Consider the following 19,268-nt stretch of genomic DNA (forward strand, 5'->3'; position numbering starts at 1 on the left):
CTATTCGGCCGCCACCGACTTGGCCGTATGGGCCTGTTCAACGGCGGAGACGATCTGCTGTTCGTCATAGGGTTTGGTCAAGAGAACCGCGCTTGCCGGCGCTCCTTCCGGCAAATGGCTGTCTCCCGTCGCAAACACAATGGCAAGCCCCGGCTTGCGGCGCAGGGCCTCCACCGCCAGTTCGCCACCCTTCATGTCCGGCAGGCCGATGTCGGTGACGAGAACATCGATCTGATCCGCTTCGATAGCCTTTAGCGCCTGCGCCGCATTTCCGGCCTCGACGACGGCAAAGCCACTCTCCGAGAGCATCTCCGTTGAATTCATCCGGATCAACTCGTCATCCTCGACCAGAAGAACGCGTATGGACCGGTTTTGATTTTCGACCGCCCTGACCGGCTCGGAAAGTTTGGACGAACCCGGAGCCGATGTCGGCCGCGCTCTCGACAGCGAAACCTGCTTGCGGTTGGCGATGACGTGGCGAATGCGCCGCGCCAGCGATTCGCGCGTATAGGGTTTGGAGAGAAGCTCTACCCCAGCATCCAGCTTGCCGCCATGCACGATGGAGTTTTCGGTGTAACCCGAGGTGAAGAGAACGGCGAGGTTTGGCAGCCGTTCCTGCGCGCGGCGCGCCATTTCCCGGCTTTTCAACGGTCCGGGCATCACCACGTCAGTGAAGATGACATCGATCGGAATGCCGCTTTCCACCACCGTCAAACCGGCCTGCGCATCGCGGGCAGTCAGCACGCGGTAGCCGAGATCGCTCAAGGTCTCGACGACGGTGTTGCGCACTTCCTCGTCATCTTCCACCACAAGAATGGTTTCCGTGCCGCCCTCCACGGGGCCGGTCGGCATCACCACTTCCCTGTCCTCATCGGCGGCGGAGCGCGGCAGATACATCTTCACCGTCGTGCCCTGCCCCACCTCGCTATAGATGTTGACGTGGCCGCTGGACTGTTTTGCAAAACCGTAAACCATCGAAAGCCCGAGGCCCGTGCCCTTGCCTTCCGGTTTTGTCGAGAAGAACGGCTCGAAGACCTTTTCGAGAATTTCCGGCGACATGCCCGAACCCGTATCGGTGACGGCGAGCATCACATATTGCCCCGCAGAAACTTCCGAGTGCTTGCGGGCATAATCGCGGTCGAGAACCGCATTTCCGACCTCGATGGTCAGCTTGCCCTGTCCTTCCATGGCGTCGCGCGCATTGATGGCCAGATTGAGAAGAGCATTCTCCACCTGGTTGGGGTCGGCATAGGTGTTCCACAGACCACCCGAGGTGATGACCTCCACCTCGATCGCCTCGCCGAGCGAGCGGCGAAGCAGATCGTCCATGCCGGTTACGAAACGGGCGATGTTGATGACGCGCGGCTCCAGCGCCTGGCGGCGGCCGAAGGCCAGAAGCTGGCTGGCCAGCTTTGCGCCGCGATGAACGCCGGCAAGCGCGTTTTCCAGCCGCCGCTCCGCACGTTCATTGCCGATCACATCCTTCGACAGCAATTGCAGATTGCCGGCGATCACCTGCAGCAGATTGTTGAAATCATGCGCCACGCCGCCGGTGAGCTGGCCGATGGATTCCATTTTCTGCGCCTGCTGTAGCGCCTTTTCGGTCTGGCGACGCTCGGCCATTTCCGCCTCGACACGCGCCTCGAGGCTCTCGTTCAATTGCCGAAGCTGCTCTTCTGCCCGGATGCGGTGACGAATTTCGCGCTCGAGATTGCTCGCATGTTCCTTGAGGGTGTTTTCGGCCCGCCGCTGTTCGGTGACATCCGTATGGACGCCGACCCATTCGGCAATGGCGCCGGCCTTGTCGAAAATCGGCACGCCACGGATCGCGAAAGTGCGGTAGACGCCGTCATGGCGGCGCACCCGATGTTCCCAGATATAGGTCGACTTTTCCGCAACCGCTTTGTTCCAGCTGTCGACAGACCCCTGCCTGTCGTCGGGATGAACCGCGTCCGCCCAGCCAAAACCCTGATAGTCTTCCGGAGTCTGACCCGTCAAAGCGCTCCAGGCGGGCTGTTCGCCCAGCATCATTCCTTCGGCGCTGTTGGTCCACAGCACGCCGTGCACGGCATCCACCGCAGCACGGAAACGATTGTTGCTGATGAGGATTTCCCGCTCCGAGCGCTTGCGCTCCTCGATATCGATGATCAGCACATAGATGCCGTCGATGGAACCATCGGCAATGTAACGCGGAACATAGCGGATTTCGGCGGCGCGCGTGCTGCCGTCCGGTCTGCTGATCACAGTATCCGAAACGATCTTCTCGCCGCTGAGTGCGCGGTCGAGATAGGTCCTGCGGGCCTCGAAAAACGCCTCGCCGACGATTTCGGGAACGCTGCGGCCGATCACCTCCTCGGCGCGGCGACCGAACCATTCCAGATAGCCGTCATTGGCGAATTTATAAACGTAGTCACGGTCGACATATCCGACCAGAATGGGCAGGGCATTGGTAAGCCGGCTCAGTTCCTTGCGGCTCTGTTCCAGCGCCTCCACGGCTTTCACCTTGTCGGTATTTTCAAGCACGGTGCATAAAACGCCGTCTACCGCGCCGCCCTCGTTGTAGATCGGCGTGTAGAACAGATCGAAGATCACCTCTTCCGGCAGGCCATGCCGCATCAGCGTCATCGGCTGGTCGCGATAGGCCATGACCTCACCGCGAAAACCGGCTTCGAGAATGCGGCTGTTCCAGTCCCATATTTCCGGCCAGATGCCGGGCACGGTTCCGCCCAGCGCCTGCGGGTGATAATTGCCGGCGATCTCCGCATAGCCGTCATTATAGATCATCACATGATCCCTGCCCCACATCAGCACCTGCGGAATGGGGGAATTGACGACGGAATTGGCTTTTTGCCTCAGATTTTGCGGCCATTCGCAAATAGGACCGAGCGATGTCTTCGACCAGTCGAAGCGGCGCACAAGCTCACCCGTTTCACCACCACCGATCGGCCATACCGGGGCAGCACGAAGATTGGTCATTCAACATCACCACAAAAACCGAGAGGAAATCTCCCGTAATACAGAACAAGATAAAAGTCCAAGAAAACAGAAACTTCCGTTTATTGTTCCCCCGGGTTTCTTCAAATACTGAAAAAGTTCCACTCTTCCGAAATATTGGGATGCGCCAGCGCAGGGGCGCGGCGAATTCGGTGTCTCCACACCACAGATTTCAGGCTCGCATTCGCGGGACCGGATAATTGATTGATAATTGCCATCCTCAATACGCCAGAATCTGCCGCAAACGGAACGGCCAGAAAGCAATTATTAAGCCTCAATAAAGGCGCTGGCGGTCGCGGTGCCGTCAGCACCCGGGTCTTCGCCACACCGCGACCAGAGGGAACAAAAATGAAAATACTTTTGGGTGCCACAATTCTTTCCGCCGGCTTCGCCTTTTCAGGCGGCGCAGCCTATGCTGCCGACTGCGGAAACGTGACAATCGCCAGCATGAACTGGCAATCCGCCGAAGTTGCCGCCAACCTGGACAAGTTCATTCTTGAAAAGGGCTATGGATGCTCCGCCGAAATCGTGACCGGCGACACCGTGCCGACACTGACCTCCATGGCCGAAAAAGGCCAGCCGGATATTGCCCCCGAGGCATGGGTCAGCCTGCAGCCGGAAATCGTCAAGCAGGGTCTGGAAGGCGGCAAAGTGGTCGCGGCCGCAAAAATCCTTTCCGATGGCGCTGTTCAGGGCTGGTGGATCCCGAAATACCTCGCAGATGCCAATCCCGATCTCAAGACCATTCCGGACCTCTTCAAACATCCCGAGCTCTTCCCGTCGCCGGAAGACAAGTCGAAGGGCGCCGTGTTCAACGGCCCGCAGGGCTGGGGCGGCACTGTCGTCACCGCGCAGCTGTTCAAGGCTTTCGGCGGTGAAAAGGCCGGCTTCACCCTCGTCGACACCGGCTCCGCCGCAGGTCTCGACGGTTCCATCGCCAAGGCTTACGAAGCCAAGCAGCCATGGGTCGGCTATTATTGGGCGCCCACCTCGCTGCTCGGCAAATATGAGATGGTGAAGCTCGGCTTCGGCGCCGACTATGATGCCGCTGAATGGAAGCGCTGCACATCCGTCGCCGACTGCGCCGACCCGAAGCCGAACGCATGGCAGGTGGACGACGTGCAGACGCTGGTCAGCAAGTCCTTTGCCGATCGTGCCGGCCCGGCCATGGACTATCTGAACAAGCGCGCCTGGACCAACGACACCGTCAACAAGCTGATCGCCTGGATGACGGATAACCAGGCGACCGGTGAAGACGGCGCCAAGCACTTCCTGAAGGAAAACGAAGCGCTGTGGACAGGCTGGGTATCTCCTGACGTCGCGGAAAAGGTAAAGGCCGCCCTTTAAAAGCCGGTCCCTGCATATCTGCCCGGCAAACGGCGTCCGCCAGCGGCGACGCCGCGCCCGCATCGGCCCTGGAATGCCTCCCGGCTTTCCGGTGACGATGCGCCGGTTCAACAGAGCGTTCCGCCCTGCGTCCTGACGGATGCGCGGCGCTCTGACGATTTTACTCCCGGAGCGCGGAGGATATCCATCCCCGCCTCCGGTTCGTCATGGAGAACAGGATATGGAATGGCTTTTCAAATTTCCGACCATGAATGACGATGCTCTGCGCGCGCTGAAAAAAGTCATCGACGAGGGGTTCCGGGCTTTCACCCGAACCTATGGCGGCGCAATCGAGGGGTTGTTTACTCCCCTTCAGAGCTTCCTCATCTGGGCGGAAAGGCTTTTGATCGGTGCACCCTGGCCGGTCGTTATTCTTATTGTCGGCGCGCTTGCCTGGTTCGGCAGCCGCAGCGCCACCATTGTTTCGCTCTGTTGCGGCATTCTCTTCGCCATCGGCTGGTTCGGCATGTGGGAAGACACGATGAAGACGGTCTCGATGATCTTCGTCTGCGCCGTGTTGTCCATCGTCGTCGGCCTGCCCATCGGCATCGCCATGGCGCGCTCCAACCGCCTGCAGAGCGTGGTCAATCCCGTTCTCGACGTGATGCAGACGATGCCGAGTTTCGTCTATCTCATTCCCGTCGTCATGCTGCTCGGCATCGGCCGCGTGCCCGGTGTCATCGCCGTCGTCATCTATGCCATTCCGCCGATGATCCGGCTTACCAACCTCGGCATCCGCATGGTCGACCGCGACGTGCTGGAGGCGGCCGATGCCTTCGGCTCTTCGAAGCGCCAGAAGCTTTTCAAGGTGCAGCTGCCGCTCGCACTGCCCACCATCATGGCCGGCATCAACCAGACCATCATGATGGCGCTCGCCATGGTCGTCATCGCCTCCATGATCGGCGTTCAGGGCCTCGGTCAGCCGGTGCTGAAGGCCATTGCCAACCAGTATTTCACGCTCGGCGTGTTCAACGGGCTTGCCATCGTCGGCATCGCCATCATCTTCGACCGCATCAGCCAGGCCTATGGCCTTCGCCTGCAAAAACACCGGGAAGTGGCGCATGGCTAGTCAATCGATCGAAATTCGCAGCCTCTACAAGATTTTCGGCCCCAAGGCGGCCGACTATGTCGAACCCGTCAAGGCCGGCATGTCCAAGTCCGATCTCAACGCCAAACATGGCCATGTGCTCGGCCTGCGCGATATCAACATCACCATGCCGGGCGGGCAGATCACCGTTATCATGGGCCTTTCCGGTTCCGGCAAATCGACACTGATCCGCCACGTCAACCGGCTGATCGACCCGACCGCCGGCGAAATCCTCTATGGCGGCACGGACGTGTGTCGCCTCAACGAAGCGGATCTGCTGGAGTTTCGCCGCCACAAGACGGCGATGGTGTTCCAGAAATTCGGCCTGCTGCCACACCGCAACGTGCTGCAGAATGTCGTCTACGGCCTCGAAGTGCAGGGCGTCGACAAGCGCGAGCGGGAGGAAAGGGCGGAAGTCTGGATCAGGCGCGTCGGGCTGGAAGGCTTCTCCAGCCATTATCCAAACCAGCTTTCCGGCGGCATGCAGCAGCGTGTGGGCCTGGCGCGGGCGCTCACTAACAATGCCGAAATCCTGTTGATGGACGAAGCCTATTCGGCGCTCGATCCGCTCATTCGCGTCGATATGCAGACGGTGCTGCTGGAACTGCAGAAGGAACTGAAAAAAACCGTGGTCTTCATCACCCACGATCTCGATGAGGCCCTGCGGCTGGGCGACAAGATCGCCATTCTGCGCGACGGCGAAATCATCCAGCAGGGCACGGCTGCCGAAATCGTCATGTCACCGGCTGACAGCTATATCGAGGCCTTCGTGGAGGAGGTCAATCGCGGCAGGGTCATTCGTCTCGGCGCCATCGTCCAGCCGGAATTTTCCGGCCAGTCGCGGCTTCAGCTCGATGCCGATATGACGGTTGAAGAGGGCCTGCGCGCGCTCGTCCGGGAAAATGTCAGCAGCGCGACGGTCGTCGGAGAAAACGGCAAATCGCTCGGCGCCGTCACCACCGATGCCATCATGCGCTGCCTCGTCAGGACCGCACATGGTGAGGAAGCAGGCGCGGCTGAACGCTTGTCAGGCTGAGCCTTCAAGCCACACGGCCATGCCCTTTGCGGCGGCCCTGCCGGTGGCGAAACAGGCGGTCAGGAGATAACCGCCGGTCGGCGCTTCCCAATCCAGCATTTCCCCGGCAGCAAATATGCCGGGGAGCTTTTCCAGCATGTAGTTCTCATCAAGACCGCTCCACGCGATACCGCCGGCGGACGAAATCGCCTCGGCAATCGGTCTCGTCCGCAAAAGCGATATCTCGGCATGTTTTATTCTCGCGGCGACGAACTCATCCGGCATGGCCGCTATATCGGGAAAGATTTCCCGCAGAAGCCCGACCTTCACTGCCGATAAGCCGGCCGCCTTGCGCATGCGGTTTGCAAAACTCTCCTTCCGCCCGAGCTTCGCCAGATCGCGGCTGAGGCGTTCGACCGTACGTCCCGGCGCAAGATCGATTGCAAGCGACACTTTGCCCGCCTCTTCCAGCCGGTCACGCAGCGCGGCGGAATGGGCATAGATCACGCTGCCCTCAATACCATGCTTCGTGATGACGAATTCGCCCTGAAAGGCTCCGGCCGGCGAAATGGTGATGGTGGATTTCACCGCTTCACCGGCAAAACGCGCGCGGAAGACATTGCTCCAGTCAACGTCGAAACCGCAATTGGCGGGGCGGAACGGGGAAAGCGCCACGCCTTTCTCCGCCAGCGCCGGAACCCACGCGGCATCGGAGCCCAGACGCGGCCAGCTCGCGCCACCGAGCGCCAGAAGAACGGCATCGGCCTTGATGGTGATCTCGCCCTCCGGTGTCGCGAAAACCAGATGTTCGCCGGAAAAACCCGTCCAGCGATGCCGCGTCCTGATGGTTACCCCCTGCGCCTCCAGCCGGGCGAGCCATGCCCGCAGCAGCGGCGAGGCCTTCATGACGGTGGGAAACACCCGGCCCGAGGTGCCGACGAACGTTTCCTGCCCCAGCCCCTGCGCCCAGTCGCGCAGCATATCCGGCGTAAAATCATCGAGAGCGGCGCGCAGTCTCCGTTCCGCATCGCCGAACCGGTGACGGAAGCTGTCATAGTCTTCGGCATGGGTGATGTTGAGGCCGGATTTTCCAGCCATCAGCAATTTGCGCGCCACGGTCGGCATCGCCTCGAACACCGTCACGGCATGGCCTGCGGCCGAAAGCATCTCGGCCGCCATCAGCCCCGCCGGTCCGCCGCCGATAATCGCGACCTGCCTCGCCTCGCTCAAAACCTTCTCCATCGCCATCTTCGCCATTCCGAGCCTTATACCGATTTCCGCATGCGAATATATGCGATATTGAAGCGCCCATGTTCACGCTCGACCGACCCGTCACCTTTTCGCAGGATATCAAGAAAAGCCGCTTCATCGCCTTTGCCGCGCCGGTGACGGGCGAAGAGGATGCGAAAAACTTTCTTGCGGCGCATTCCGATCCCGACGCGAACCATAATTGCTGGGCCTGGCGAAGCGGCCAGACCTATCGTTTCAGCGATGACGGCGAACCTTCGGGCACGGCCGGGAAACCGATCCTTCAGGCCATAGACGGTCAGGCGCTGGACAATGTCGCCGTTCTCGTCATCCGCTGGTTCGGCGGCATTCTCCTCGGCAGCGGCGGGCTGATGCGCGCCTATGGTGGCACGGCGGCCGCCTGCCTGCGGCTTGGCGAAACCTCGCCGGTCATCGCCTATGTCAGCGCGACGCTCAGTTGCCCCTTCTCCGATCTGGCGCTGGTGAAATCGCGCCTTTCCGCCACACAGAACCTGCGTGTGGAAAAGGAAGATTTCACCGGCACCGGCGCGGATATGCTGCTTTCGGTTCCGGCGGAGGAAGCCGAACGGCTCACCCGGCTTTTAAGCGACCTGACCAGCGGTCGCGTCAATCTCCACATTCCCGACTAGAGTTTTTTCGCTTTTCTTCGAAGCGCGAAAACACTCTAACTCTTTGTTTTGGCGCATTTCCGGACGGAAACCGGGGTCCACTTTTCCTGGAAATGCTCTAGCGCCTGTCCGAAGGCGCAATTCGTGCTAAGGAAGCGACATGTCATCCGAGCTTTCCAACCCCGTCTATCATCCGCCACTCGACCCCTGGCTCACCATCGTGCACCGCGACGACGACCTGCTGGTGCTGGACAAGCCGAGCGGACTTCTCTCGGTGCCGGGGCGCGATCCGGCGCTTTCGGACAGCCTGATGACGCGGGTGCAGAAACAGTTCCCGAAAGCGCTGATGATCAACCGTCTGGACAAGGACACCTCCGGCATCGTGCTGATGTCCCTGAACCGCAAGGCGCATGCGGCGATTGCGTCGCAGTTTGAAAGCCGCCAGACACGCAAATCCTATGTCGCCATTGTCTGGGGAGAGGTTGCCGGAGAAGCAGGGGAAGTCGACCTGCCGCTCGCCATCGATCCCGAAAACAAGCCACGCCACCGGGTCGACCGCGAGAACGGCAAGCCGGCGCAGAGCCTCTGGCGGGTGCTGGAGCGATTGCCGCTTCCGGCAACGCGGCTGGCGCTGACCCCCCTTACCGGCCGCACCCACCAATTGCGGGTGCATATGAAGGCACTTGGCCATCCGATCCTCGGCGATGAATTTTATGCCGAAGGCGAAGCGCTCGCCGCCGCGCAGCGCCTGATGCTGCATGCGCAGGAGGTCGGGTTCCGCCATCCAGATGGCCGTGACGTCACCTATACCGTGCCCTGCCCGTTCTGAGGCCTGCGATGAAAGAAAAAGACGAAAGCTTCGTGGTAGATTTTGTCGGCGGTGCAGTCGGACACCGTTTCCGCTCCGGCGAGGGGCGCGGACAGGCTCTGCCGAAAGCCGCGGGTTTCACAAAGGGCCGCACGCCAAAAATCGTGGATGCGACCGCAGGCCTCGGGCGCGACGCCTTTCTGCTGGCTTCACTCGGAGCAGAAGTAACGCTGATCGAACGCTCGCCGGGAATGCATGCCCATCTTGCGGACGGCATTCGCCGCGCGTTGGAGGCTGGCGGCGCCTATGCCGAGGCGGCGGCGCGCATGACGCTGCTTCACGGAGATTCACGTCAGTTGCTGAAAGAGCTTTCACCGGAGGTGGTGATTGTCGACCCCATGCATCCGCCGCGCCACAACACGGCGCTGGTGAAAAAGGAGATGCGGGTGCTCAGAGAACTGGTTGGCTCCGACCCGGATCAGGTGGAGTTGATGGAGGCTGCACTGGAGAATGCGACGAAACGGGTGGTTCTGAAATGGCCGCTCCGCGCCGAGCCGATGCCGGGCATTCGCAAGCCTTCGCATCAGATAATGGGCAAGAACACCCGTTATGATGTCTTCATGATCTTCGGGAAATCTCTCGACCCGGAGGAATGATCAGCGGAAGCTCGGCTTGCGCTGCGCATTCATCAAAAGCTCGTGCCGCGAGGCGAACTCGCCGAACAGCTTTCTGAGCCGGGTTTCCTCGGCCTTGTCCAGCCGGTAACGCCGGCAGAATTCCGCAACGTTGAGGATCGGCTTGGTTCTGTTCCCGTCAATGGTCTTGTTGTCGATGATCTGCATGGCGCCCTCCGTATAACAGAGGCCAAACGTCGCTTGCGCCTTGCGGTTCCTTATGAATTCGCATGGATGAGAAAAGAGCGTGCCACCTGCACACGGCGTGATCAAGTTTTCTTGAAACTATCGCAGGAAACGAAATCCTCCCCAAATGGTTCTCTGCCTGATGTAAACGACGGAAGGGAGACCCATGTTCCATAACAACCGATTTCTGAGTTCGACGATCCTGTGTGCGCTGCTCGCCGTGCCGCTTGCCGGTGTTGCGCAGGCCCAGGCCCCGGCCGCCGAAACGAAACGTCCGAATGCGCCGGATCAGAAACCGGCTTTTGAGGGCCAGACCCGCGCGCCGCAGGCCGCCACCCAGCCACGCGTCGAAAAAACCGTGATCGCGGACGGCCTGCCGCATCTGTGGTCGATGGAGTTTCTGCCCGATGGCCGCATGATCGTCGCGGCCAAGGAAGGCGCGATCCATATCGTCGCCGACGGCAAGGCCGGCCCGGCGATCGCGGGCGTGCCTGAGGTGGCATCCGACGGACAGGGCGGCCTTCTCGACATCGCGCTGGCTCCCGATTTCGAAACATCGCGTACCATCTTCTTCTCCTTCTCCGAACCGCGCGATGGCGGCAACGGCACGTCGGTAGCCTCGGCGAAACTGACCGAGGAGGGCGGCGCGGCAAAGCTGGACAATGTCTCGGTGATTTTCCGCCAGATGCCGACCTATGATGGCGACAAACATTTCGGCTCCCGCCTCGTTTTCGGGCCGAACAACGAGCTTTATGTCACCGTCGGAGAACGTTCGGATTCAAAACCGCGGGTGCAGGCGCAGGACCTGTCGAGCGGGCTCGGCAAGGTCTTCCGCATCGATACGCAGGGCAAGGCCTTTGAAGGCAATCCCTTCGCCAGCCAGAAGAACGCCCTCCCCGAAATCTGGAGCTATGGCCACCGCAACCTGCAGGCTGCGGCACTTGATGGTGAGGGCAGGCTCTGGACGGTAGAGCACGGGCCAAAGGGCGGCGATGAGCTGAACCTGCCGAAAGCCGGCCTGAACTACGGTTGGCCAGTCATCACCTATGGCGTCGAATATAGCGGAAGGTCGGTTGGCGAAGGCGTTACCGCAAAGGAAGGCATGGAACAGCCGGTCTATTATTGGGACCCGGTCATCGGCCCCTCCGGCATGGCCTATTATGACGGCGACCAGATTCCCGAATGGAAGGGCGCCTTCATCGTCGGCGGTCTGGTGAGCCAGGGTCTCGTCATCCTGCATATCGATGGCGACAGGGTTGCCACCGAAAGCCGGCTGCCGCTGGAAGCGCGCATTCGCGACGTAAAGATCGGTCCGGATGGCGCGATCTATGCCGTGACCGAAGAGCGCGGCGGCGGGAACTCGCAGATTCTGCGGATCGCCAAGGCCGGCTGATTAAAAGGCCGGCTGAGAAAACTCACGATTGGAGCGACAGGCCGCCGGAACGAAGGCGGCCTGTTTTTCGTTTGCCGCAGCGTGAAACCTGCCGGAAAAAACCATGCCACAACCGCCCACCCGCCTTCTTGCCAAAATCGGACTTGCCTATGTCAACGATCAGGAGCCGGGTATTACCCGCGAAAAACGCGGACGCGGTTTCTGTTACCGCCTTCCGGGCGGCGAACTTCTCTCCGACAGCGTCGAACTGAAGCGCATCAAGGCGCTCGGCGTGCCGCCCGCCTATAAAGACGTCTGGATATGCATCGACCCATCAGGGCATCTCCAGGCTACGGGTTTCGATGCCCGCGGGCGAAAACAATATCGTTATCATCCCGACTGGCACGCGCTCCGGGGCGAGACGAAATTCTTCCAGCTCAAAAGCTTCGGCAGGGCTCTGCCCGCCATTCGCCGCCGCGCCATCGCCGATATAGAAAAACAGGATCATGGGCCGGAAATGACGCTCGCGGCGCTCACGCTGCTGCTCGATGCCGCCTATCTGCGCGTCGGCAACCGCTCCTATCTCGAAACCAACGGCACCTATGGCGCAACGACATTGCTCAAGCGGCACGTCTCCTTCGGTGAAACAATCGAGCTGCGGTTTGCCGCCAAGGGCGGACAGAAGGTGAAACGGCAATTGCGCCACCCGCGCCTGCAGAAAATCCTCGAGGAGATCGCCGATCTGCCCGGCAAGGAACTCTTCGTCTGGCAGGATAGTGAAAACCGGGTGCATTCGGTCGATTCCAGCGACCTTAACGCTTACCTCTCCCGCATCGGCGGGCAAGGCATTTCCGCCAAGACCTTTCGTACCTGGGGCGGAACGCTCGCCGCCTTCTGCAACGCCATGGAACATGTGGCGGCGGGCGACAAACCGAGCATAAAGGGCATGTGCGAGGCAGCGGCGGCGGAGCTTTCCAACACACCCGCCATCTGCCGCAAGAGCTATGTGCACCCGGCCGTCCTCGATATCGCCACGGAAGAGAAAGCGCAGAAAAAACTCGGCCGCATCTTGAAGGTCGGGGCAAAGCCCGTCTCCGGCCTCAGGGCGGATGAAAGACGGCTGCTTGCCTTTCTGCCCTGAGGATCAGCGGCTGCCGGCCCATTCCGCCAGCTCCCGCTCGGCCCTTTCCAGCGCGCTGTAATTCAGCAACTTGCGCAGGAAAGCGACGGTAACCGCGCGGGTTCTGAGATTATACCGGCCTTCCGCCTCGTCATCGCCGGCGGCCTGATGCACGTTCAGCTTCTCATAGAGACTTTGCAGCCGGTTCTGCACGCTGCGCAGCGACAGATTGCGGCGGCGGGCAATCGCCTTGTCGGTGAGGCCGAGAGCGACATCGACAAGGATTTCATATTCGGAATCGGTAAAGCCATGGGCCTTGCCGAGGCTCTTTTCCTGCAGGCCGCGCACTTCCCGGTCGATCACGCATTGCGCCTCGATGAAGATGCTGCGCAGCGCCAGCCGCAGGCGGTCGTCGGAGGCGGATTTCAGCACGTAACCATAGGCGGCCCCTTCCGGCACAATGCGGGAGACACCGCGCACATAAGCCTCGTCGGAATAGTTGGACCAGAACAGGATGCGGGTATCCGGCCTTTCCTTCCAGATGGTGCGTGCCGCCTCGATGCCGTTGCGCTCGTTCATCTGCAAATCCATGACGATATGGGCGGCCCGGTTTTCCCGCGCGAGCTTTTCGCCGGTTCTTCCGTTTGCCGCCTCCAGCACCTTGTCGCATTCCGGCAGGGCGGCACGCACCGCCTCGTTCAGATAGGCGCGGTGCAGCGCGTCGTCTTCGACGATCAGCACATCCATGTCACAACTCCTCCCGCCGGTCGAAAGCGCCTGCCGGCAAGGTGACGGTGATGCGGGTTCCCGCTCCCGTGCCATTGCCGCCAATATCGAATTTCGCCGAAATCAGCCGCGCTCGCGTCTTCATATTGCCGATGCCGAGGCCGCCGGAAGCCTCGCCTTCGCCACCACCGCTGCCGTCATCGCTGACCGTCACCCGCAAGCCGCCGTCGATTGCGGTCAATTTCACGGCAATCGCTTCGGGCTGGGCATGGCGAATGGCGTTATTGACCGCCTCCTGCACGATGCGGAACAGCGAGATGGCCACCGTCTTGTCCAGCCTTTCCACCAGCCCGTCCGTCTCATCCGTCACCGACCAGTCGATTGCCGATCCGCTATCGCGCACGGAACGGTCCACATAGGTCTCGATGGCTTCAACGACGCCGAACAATTGCAGGATCGAAGGTTTCGCCTCCTCGATGATCTCGCGCAGATCCTGCATGCAATGCTGCAGGCTGCGCACCACCGGCTCCAGCATCTCGCCTGACAGGTCGGGGGTATGGCTCATGCGCTCGATGCGCCGCGCCAGCCGCGTCAAGTCCGCCAGCGTCTGGTCGTGCAGATCCATGCCGATCCGCTGCCGTTCGGCCTCCAGCGCCTCGGTCAATTGCAGCGCGCCTAAACGCAGGCCCTCCTCACGGGCATTGGCGCGCGCCTCCTCGATGGCGGAGCGTTTGGCCTGCTCGGCGGCGCGGATGGCGTAGAAATAGGGCGCCAGCAAATCGGCGACGGCGCGGGCATTCGCCACATCCTCCATCGTATAGGCGTCCGACTGGTGCGAGGAGCAACTCAGCGCGCCGATAATGTCGCCATGCACCTTCATCGGCACATGCAGGCGGCTATGCAGGTTGAGTTCGATGATCGGGCTTGAAAACGACCCTTCGAAATGAAAGCGCGGATCGGAACAGGCGTCGCCGCTTAAGAGATATTCGACCTCGCCTGACAGCAGCGAACGGATCGGGCTGCCGGTCAAAAGGGCGGGCGGCTGCCGGCTCCAGGCGCTGACGAGACCGCTCTCATAGGCGATGTGATATTTGTCATCCAGCTGCTTGATGCAGACATCCATATGGTCATGCGGGATGATATGGCTGATCTCGGTGGCGACCGCCTGGATGATGGCATTAAATTCCAGCTGCCCGGCAAGCAGCCGCGAAATGCCCATATAATGATGAAAAAGAGCGCTTTTCGGCGTATCCAGCATGTGCGGACGCCCTCCCAAGCGCCTGCCTTCGACCATCGCGGCGAAGATTCAATCCCTTGGGCGCCGCATCATCCATTCTGCGCCCGGCAGTGGCGTTTCGTCCTGCGGGTTCCCGCATGCTTTCTGCGGAAACCCGCAGGAAGATTGCCGCGATCCGCCTATACAAGCCAAATCTTCTTGGTCATTCTCGCTTCTACTGGGGAAAGGAGCTCCAGTGCAAAGGAATTCCACCTGCCGCCGAGGAGATTTGCGGCGTGCGAGAATTCCGGGCTCGAAAAGGGCAAGCCACGAGGGAGGAAATCAAATGGCTTTCAGGAAGATGCTTCTGGCATCGGCCGCTGTCGCATGCGCAGCTTTGCCGATCACCGCTCATGCCGATACGTCGGCCAAAAAAATCGCGCTTTCAAACAATTATGCCGGCAATTCCTGGCGTCAGGCAATGCTGACGAGTTGGGACAAGATCACCAAGCAGGCAGTTGCCGACAAGCAGGTCGCCGCCGCTGACGCCTTCACCACAGCCGAAAACCAGGCGACCGAACAGGCCGCGCAGATCCAGAACCTCATTCTTCAGGGTTACGACGCCATCGTCATCAATGCCGCTTCGCCCACCGCCCTTAACGGCGCGGTAAAGGAAGCCTGCGATGCCGGCATCACCGTCGTATCCTTCGACGGCATCGTCACCGAGCCCTGCGCATGGCGCATCGCGGTCGATTTCAAGGCGATGGGCGAAAGCCAGATCGATTATCTCGCCAAGGCCATGCCGAAGGGCGGCAACCTGCTTGAAATCCGTGGCCTCGCCGGCGTTTCGGTGGATGATGAAATCCACGCCGGCATCGCCGCCGGCGTCGCCAAGAACCCGCAGTTCAAGATCGTCGGTTCCGTCAATGGCGACTGGGCGCAGGACGTTGCGCAGCGCGCCGTCGCCGGCATTCTGCCGAGCCTTCCGGAAGTCGCGGCTGTCGTGACGCAGGGCGGCGACGGTTATGGCGCGGCACAGGCTTTCGCCGCCGCCAAGCGCCCGACACCCACCATCGTCATGGGCAACCGCGAAGACGAGCTGCAATGGTGGAAGCAGCAGAAGGACGCAAGCGGTTACGAGACCATGTCCGTCTCCATCGCGCCCGGCGTCTCGACGCTCGCTTTCTGGGTGGCCCAGCAAATCCTCGACGGCAAGGATGTGAAGAAGGACCTGACCGTGCCCTTCCTGCGCATCGACCAGGCCAATCTCGAGGAAAACCTGAAGACGACCCAGAAGGGCGGCGTGGCGAATGTGGAATATTCGCAGGAAGACGCCCAGAAGGCCATCGCATCGGCCAAATAGGCCGGATCGGCCCAGAGCCTGGCTATTGCGGCGCTCCCGGAACGGGCGCCGCAATAGTCACACATTATCCGATTTTCACATCACTGGCGTAGTTGCTCATGAATGACATCATCGAGGCGGAAGAGGTCGTCGCTGCGCGCGGCGTGAAGGTCGTGTTCGGCGCGGTAAGAGCGCTGGATGGGGCCGATCTCGTCATCCGCACAGGGGAATGCCTCGGGCTCGTCGGCCATAACGGCGCGGGAAAGTCCACCATCGTCAACGTCATCAATGGCGGGCTGACGCCGCATGAGGGTTCCGTTTCCTATGGCGGCAACGAAAACCGCCATGGCATTGCCGCCGCGCGCGCGAACGGCGTTCGCTGCGTGTTTCAGGAACTGTCGCTCTGCCCGAACCTGACGATCAGCGAAAATGTCCGCATCATGCATGCCGCCACGGGTGGGCGAAACTGGCGCGGCCGTGCACTGACGACGATCCGCCAGACACTGGATGAAATTTTCCCCGGCCACGGCATCGATTGCGAGCTGACCATCGCTGAACTTTCCATCGCCGAACGGCAAATGGTGGAAATCGCCATCAATTTCTGCCGCATACCGCACGCGCCGAGACTGGTGATCCTCGATGAGCCAACGTCCTCCCTCGATGCCGGTCTTGCCGAGCAGCTGATGGATTATGTCCGCCGTTTCGTGCGTGATGGCGGCTCGGTTCTGCTGATCTCGCATATTCTCGGCGAAATTCTTTCGACGGCCACCCGTATCGTGGTGATGAAGGATGGCCGGGTGGTTGCTGACCGGAAGGCAGCCGACTTCACCACCCGCTCGCTGGTCGAAGCCATGGGCAGCGTCGTCAAGGAACAGGACAGGCGGCGGGGTGAAAGCCGCAAGGCGGGCGAGAAGGTGCTTTCCATGCCGGCACGCCGGGGCGAAGGCCTTGCCTTCGAGGCCTTTCGCGGCGAGATCGTCGGCCTTGCCGGTCTCGGCGGCCATGGCCAGACCGAAGCGCTTCTCGATCTTTATCTCGCGCAGAACAGCAGTTGGATACCCGCGCGCAAGACCGATATCGCCTTTGTCGCTGGCGACCGTAGCCTGAACGGCACCTTCCCGCTGTGGAGCATCCTCAAAAACCTGTCCATCGCCTCGCTCAGGGATATTTCAGCCGCAGGCATGGTGGACAGAGCCAAGGAAACCGAGCTTGGGGCGCAATGGAAAAAGCGCATCGAAATCCGCACGCCCGACATGGGCAACAAGATCCTCTCCCTTTCCGGCGGCAACCAGCAGAAGGTGCTTTTCGCCCGCGCGCTCGCCACCACCGCCAGCACCGTCCTGATGGACGACCCGATGCGCGGCGTCGATATCGGCACCAAACAGGAGGTCTACGACATCTTGAGAACCGAAGCCTCCCACGGCCGCACCTTCATCTGGTACTCCACCGAAATGGACGAAATCCGTCTCTGCGACCGGGTCTACGTGTTCCGCGACGGCGCCATCCAGGCGGAACTCGTCGGCGACGATATTACCGAGCAGAATGTGCTGGCGGCCTCCTTTGCCGGAGAAGACCACGCATGAAACTCTCGGCAAACGCGCTCCGCCTCATCATTCCCGCCGCCTCGCTCGCCTTCCTGCTCGCCGCCGTCTTCTACATGCAGCCACGCGCCATGAGCTATACGGGCATGAACCTGCTGTTCAATCTGGCGGTGCCGATTGCGCTCGCCACCATTGCGCAGATGCTGATCATGTCGGTCAACGATCTCGATCTGTCGATGGGCACCTTCGTCAGTTTCTGCGCCTGTGTGACCGCCACTTTCCTGCAAACCACGCCCATCCTCGGAATTGCGATTTTTGCCGGTGCGATTGCGGTCTATGCACTGCTTGGCGCCATCATCCATATCCGCGCCCTGCCCTCCATCGTCGTCACGCTCGGCATGAGCTTTGTCTGGGGCGGCCTCGCCGTTCTCATTCTCCCCTCGCCCGGCGGCCAGGCGCCCGCCTTCATTCGCACGCTGATGACGGCGAAACCGCCCTTCGTGCCAATCGCCATCGTCGCCAGCATCCTGATCGCGGTCGTCGCCCATTACATCGTCATGCGCTCTTCTTTCGGCGTGCTGATGCGCGGTGTCGGTGGCAATTTCCGCTCGGTCGAACGCTCCGGCTGGTCGGTCGTCGGCATTCGCGCCGGCACCTTTGCGCTGGCCGGTTTCTTCGCGGTGCTGTCCGGTATCGCCCTTGTCGGGCTGACGACATCGGCCGACGCCAATATCGCGCTGCGTTACACGCTGCTCTCGATTGCCGGCGTCATTCTCGGCGGCGGCGAATTCGTCGGCGGAAGGGTATCGCCCATAGGCGCGGTCATCGGCGCGCTGACGCTGACGCTCGCCGGTTCGTTCCTCTCCTTCATGCGCATTTCACCCGACTGGCAGATCGGCGCGCAGGGGGCGATCCTCATCATCGTACTGGCGCTGCGCATCCTGCTCAACCGTCTTGAAAAGCGGGAGAAAAACCAATGAACGGGCTGTCTTCCCTCACCAGAAAACCATGGATCTGGTCGTTTGCCGCAACGGCGGTCGTCTGGATCGTCACCGTGCTTTTCACCGGCGGCGCAAGCTCCTTCGGCCTGTCGCATGCCGCACTCACCTTCGCAGCCTTTTCGGTCATCGTCGGCATCGGCCAGATGTTCGTCATCACGCTCGGACCGGGCAATATCGACCTCTGCGTTCCTGCCACGATGACGCTGTCAGGCACGCTGGCGCTCAAATTCATGGATGTGTCCGACGGACTTATCCTGCCCGGACTGCTGATCGCCATCCTGATCGGCATCGCCATCGGCATCGGCAATTATGCGCTGATCAAGCTCCTGCGCATCCCGCCGATCATCGCGACGCTCTCCATGAGCTTCATCGTGCAATCAATCGCCATCTGGTCGAACCGCGGCCTGCGCATCAAGCCGCCGGAAACATTGGCCACGTTCACCACATCAAGTTTCTTCGGCATTCCGAATGTCGCCCTCGTGGCCCTGCTGCTCTCGGTCATCGCCTGGCTGCTGCTCGACCGCTCGTTTTACGGCCGCTGGATTTCCGCCATCGGCCAGAGCACCTTCGCCGCCCGCATGACCGGCATTCCGGTGGACGGCGCACGTTTCGTCACCTATGTGCTCTGCGCGGTGCTGGCGGCGATTGCCGGTTATCTGCTCGCCAGCTTCTCCGGCGGGGCGGCGCTCAATATGGGCTCGGAATATCTGCTGATGTCCATCGCCGTCGTCGTTATCGGCGGAACGGCGGTGGCGGGCGGCGATTCCAATGTGCCCGGCATCTGGGGCGCTTCGCTCTTCATGTTCCTGGTGGTATCGATGCTGAATACCTATGGTTTCGGCGCCGGCATCCGCCTCATCCTTACCGGCCTCATCATCATCTCCGTCATTCTTCTGGCAAGCGGCCCCAAGGCCACGCGCTGA

Annotated in this window: 18 protein-coding genes; 12 read left to right on the forward strand and 6 right to left on the reverse strand. The window is 61.1% G+C overall.

The window, feature by feature from the left end; translation table 11 throughout:
* Both ACQZ5G_RS16780 and ACQZ5G_RS16785 read right to left on the reverse strand, forming a co-directional pair.
* Window positions 1-2,976 carry a PAS domain-containing protein gene (locus ACQZ5G_RS16780; protein WP_448738339.1) on the reverse strand — a complete coding sequence of 992 codons (2,976 nt, stop codon included), beginning with the start codon at window positions 2,974-2,976 and terminating at the stop codon, window positions 1-3.
* 101 nt (window positions 2,977-3,077) lie between these two features.
* Complete coding sequence (locus ACQZ5G_RS16785; RefSeq protein ID WP_128286937.1) at window positions 3,078-3,365, reverse strand: hypothetical protein; 288 nt, start codon at window positions 3,363-3,365, stop codon at window positions 3,078-3,080.
* On the opposite strand from ACQZ5G_RS16785, the gene ACQZ5G_RS16790 reads away from it, so the two are divergent.
* From ACQZ5G_RS16790 to ACQZ5G_RS16800, 3 genes are all read left to right on the forward strand, one after another.
* A complete protein-coding gene (locus ACQZ5G_RS16790) occupies window positions 3,343-4,341 on the forward strand; it encodes an ABC transporter substrate-binding protein (protein ID WP_448738340.1) in 999 nt (332 codons plus the stop codon). The genes ACQZ5G_RS16785 and ACQZ5G_RS16790 overlap by 23 nt on opposite strands.
* Before the next feature lie 220 nt (window positions 4,342-4,561).
* Window positions 4,562-5,449 carry an ABC transporter permease gene (locus ACQZ5G_RS16795; RefSeq protein ID WP_035263623.1) on the forward strand — a complete coding sequence of 296 codons (888 nt, stop codon included), beginning with the start codon at window positions 4,562-4,564 and terminating at the stop codon, window positions 5,447-5,449.
* Entirely contained in the window at window positions 5,442-6,503 is a 1,062-nt protein-coding gene (locus ACQZ5G_RS16800; RefSeq protein ID WP_448738341.1) for a quaternary amine ABC transporter ATP-binding protein, read from the forward strand. Before ACQZ5G_RS16795 ends, ACQZ5G_RS16800 begins: the two co-directional genes overlap by 8 nt.
* On the opposite strand, the gene ACQZ5G_RS16805 is transcribed toward ACQZ5G_RS16800, so the two are convergent.
* A complete protein-coding gene (locus tag ACQZ5G_RS16805) occupies window positions 6,495-7,739 on the reverse strand; it encodes a TIGR03862 family flavoprotein (RefSeq protein ID WP_448738342.1) in 1,245 nt (414 codons plus the stop codon). The two genes, ACQZ5G_RS16800 and ACQZ5G_RS16805, sit on opposite strands and share 9 nt — an antisense overlap.
* A gap of 53 nt (window positions 7,740-7,792) precedes the next feature.
* Here ACQZ5G_RS16805 and ACQZ5G_RS16810 point away from each other — a divergent pair, with 53 nt between their 5' ends.
* From ACQZ5G_RS16810 to ACQZ5G_RS16820, 3 genes are all read left to right on the forward strand, one after another.
* Window positions 7,793-8,380: an IMPACT family protein gene (locus ACQZ5G_RS16810; protein ID WP_059755910.1), complete on the forward strand. Its 588-nt coding sequence runs from the start codon at window positions 7,793-7,795 to the stop codon at window positions 8,378-8,380.
* Window positions 8,381-8,519: 139 nt separating this feature from the next.
* Window positions 8,520-9,188, forward strand: a complete 669-nt coding sequence (locus ACQZ5G_RS16815) for a pseudouridine synthase (RefSeq protein ID WP_448738343.1) — start codon at window positions 8,520-8,522, stop codon at window positions 9,186-9,188.
* Window positions 9,189-9,196: 8 nt separating this feature from the next.
* Complete coding sequence (locus tag ACQZ5G_RS16820) at window positions 9,197-9,823, forward strand: class I SAM-dependent methyltransferase (RefSeq protein WP_003522119.1); 627 nt, start codon at window positions 9,197-9,199, stop codon at window positions 9,821-9,823.
* Here ACQZ5G_RS16820 and ACQZ5G_RS16825 read toward each other — a convergent pair whose 3' ends face one another.
* Window positions 9,824-10,009 carry a hypothetical protein gene (locus tag ACQZ5G_RS16825; protein ID WP_003508485.1) on the reverse strand — a complete coding sequence of 62 codons (186 nt, stop codon included), beginning with the start codon at window positions 10,007-10,009 and terminating at the stop codon, window positions 9,824-9,826.
* Between the two features lie 184 nt (window positions 10,010-10,193).
* On the opposite strand from ACQZ5G_RS16825, the gene ACQZ5G_RS16830 reads away from it, so the two are divergent.
* Window positions 10,194-11,420: a PQQ-dependent sugar dehydrogenase gene (locus tag ACQZ5G_RS16830; RefSeq protein WP_448738344.1), complete on the forward strand. Its 1,227-nt coding sequence runs from the start codon at window positions 10,194-10,196 to the stop codon at window positions 11,418-11,420.
* A 103-nt stretch (window positions 11,421-11,523) separates the two neighbouring features.
* Complete coding sequence (locus tag ACQZ5G_RS16835; protein ID WP_448738345.1) at window positions 11,524-12,540, forward strand: DNA topoisomerase IB; 1,017 nt, start codon at window positions 11,524-11,526, stop codon at window positions 12,538-12,540.
* A gap of 3 nt (window positions 12,541-12,543) precedes the next feature.
* Here ACQZ5G_RS16835 and ACQZ5G_RS16840 read toward each other — a convergent pair whose 3' ends face one another.
* Window positions 12,544-13,266, reverse strand: coding sequence for a response regulator transcription factor (locus ACQZ5G_RS16840; protein ID WP_003522116.1), 723 nt, complete (start codon window positions 13,264-13,266; stop codon window positions 12,544-12,546).
* A gap of 1 nt (window position 13,267) precedes the next feature.
* A complete protein-coding gene (locus ACQZ5G_RS16845) occupies window positions 13,268-14,503 on the reverse strand; it encodes a GAF domain-containing sensor histidine kinase (protein WP_448738346.1) in 1,236 nt (411 codons plus the stop codon).
* Window positions 14,504-14,807: 304 nt separating this feature from the next.
* Between ACQZ5G_RS16845 and ACQZ5G_RS16850 the strand changes: the two genes are divergently transcribed.
* The 4 genes from ACQZ5G_RS16850 (at window position 14,808) to ACQZ5G_RS16865 (ending at window position 19,268) form a co-directional block, all read left to right on the forward strand.
* Window positions 14,808-15,824, forward strand: coding sequence for an ABC transporter substrate-binding protein (locus tag ACQZ5G_RS16850; RefSeq protein WP_003522114.1), 1,017 nt, complete (start codon window positions 14,808-14,810; stop codon window positions 15,822-15,824).
* A 98-nt stretch (window positions 15,825-15,922) separates the two neighbouring features.
* Window positions 15,923-17,386, forward strand: coding sequence for an ATP-binding cassette domain-containing protein (locus ACQZ5G_RS16855; RefSeq protein WP_448738347.1), 1,464 nt, complete (start codon window positions 15,923-15,925; stop codon window positions 17,384-17,386).
* Window positions 17,383-18,324, forward strand: coding sequence for an ABC transporter permease (locus ACQZ5G_RS16860; protein WP_448738348.1), 942 nt, complete (start codon window positions 17,383-17,385; stop codon window positions 18,322-18,324). Before ACQZ5G_RS16855 ends, ACQZ5G_RS16860 begins: the two co-directional genes overlap by 4 nt.
* Window positions 18,321-19,268: an ABC transporter permease gene (locus ACQZ5G_RS16865; protein WP_080857657.1), complete on the forward strand. Its 948-nt coding sequence runs from the start codon at window positions 18,321-18,323 to the stop codon at window positions 19,266-19,268. The genes ACQZ5G_RS16860 and ACQZ5G_RS16865 overlap by 4 nt, the downstream gene beginning before the upstream one ends.

The sequence above is a fragment of the Agrobacterium sp. 22-214-1 genome (assembly GCF_053522465.1).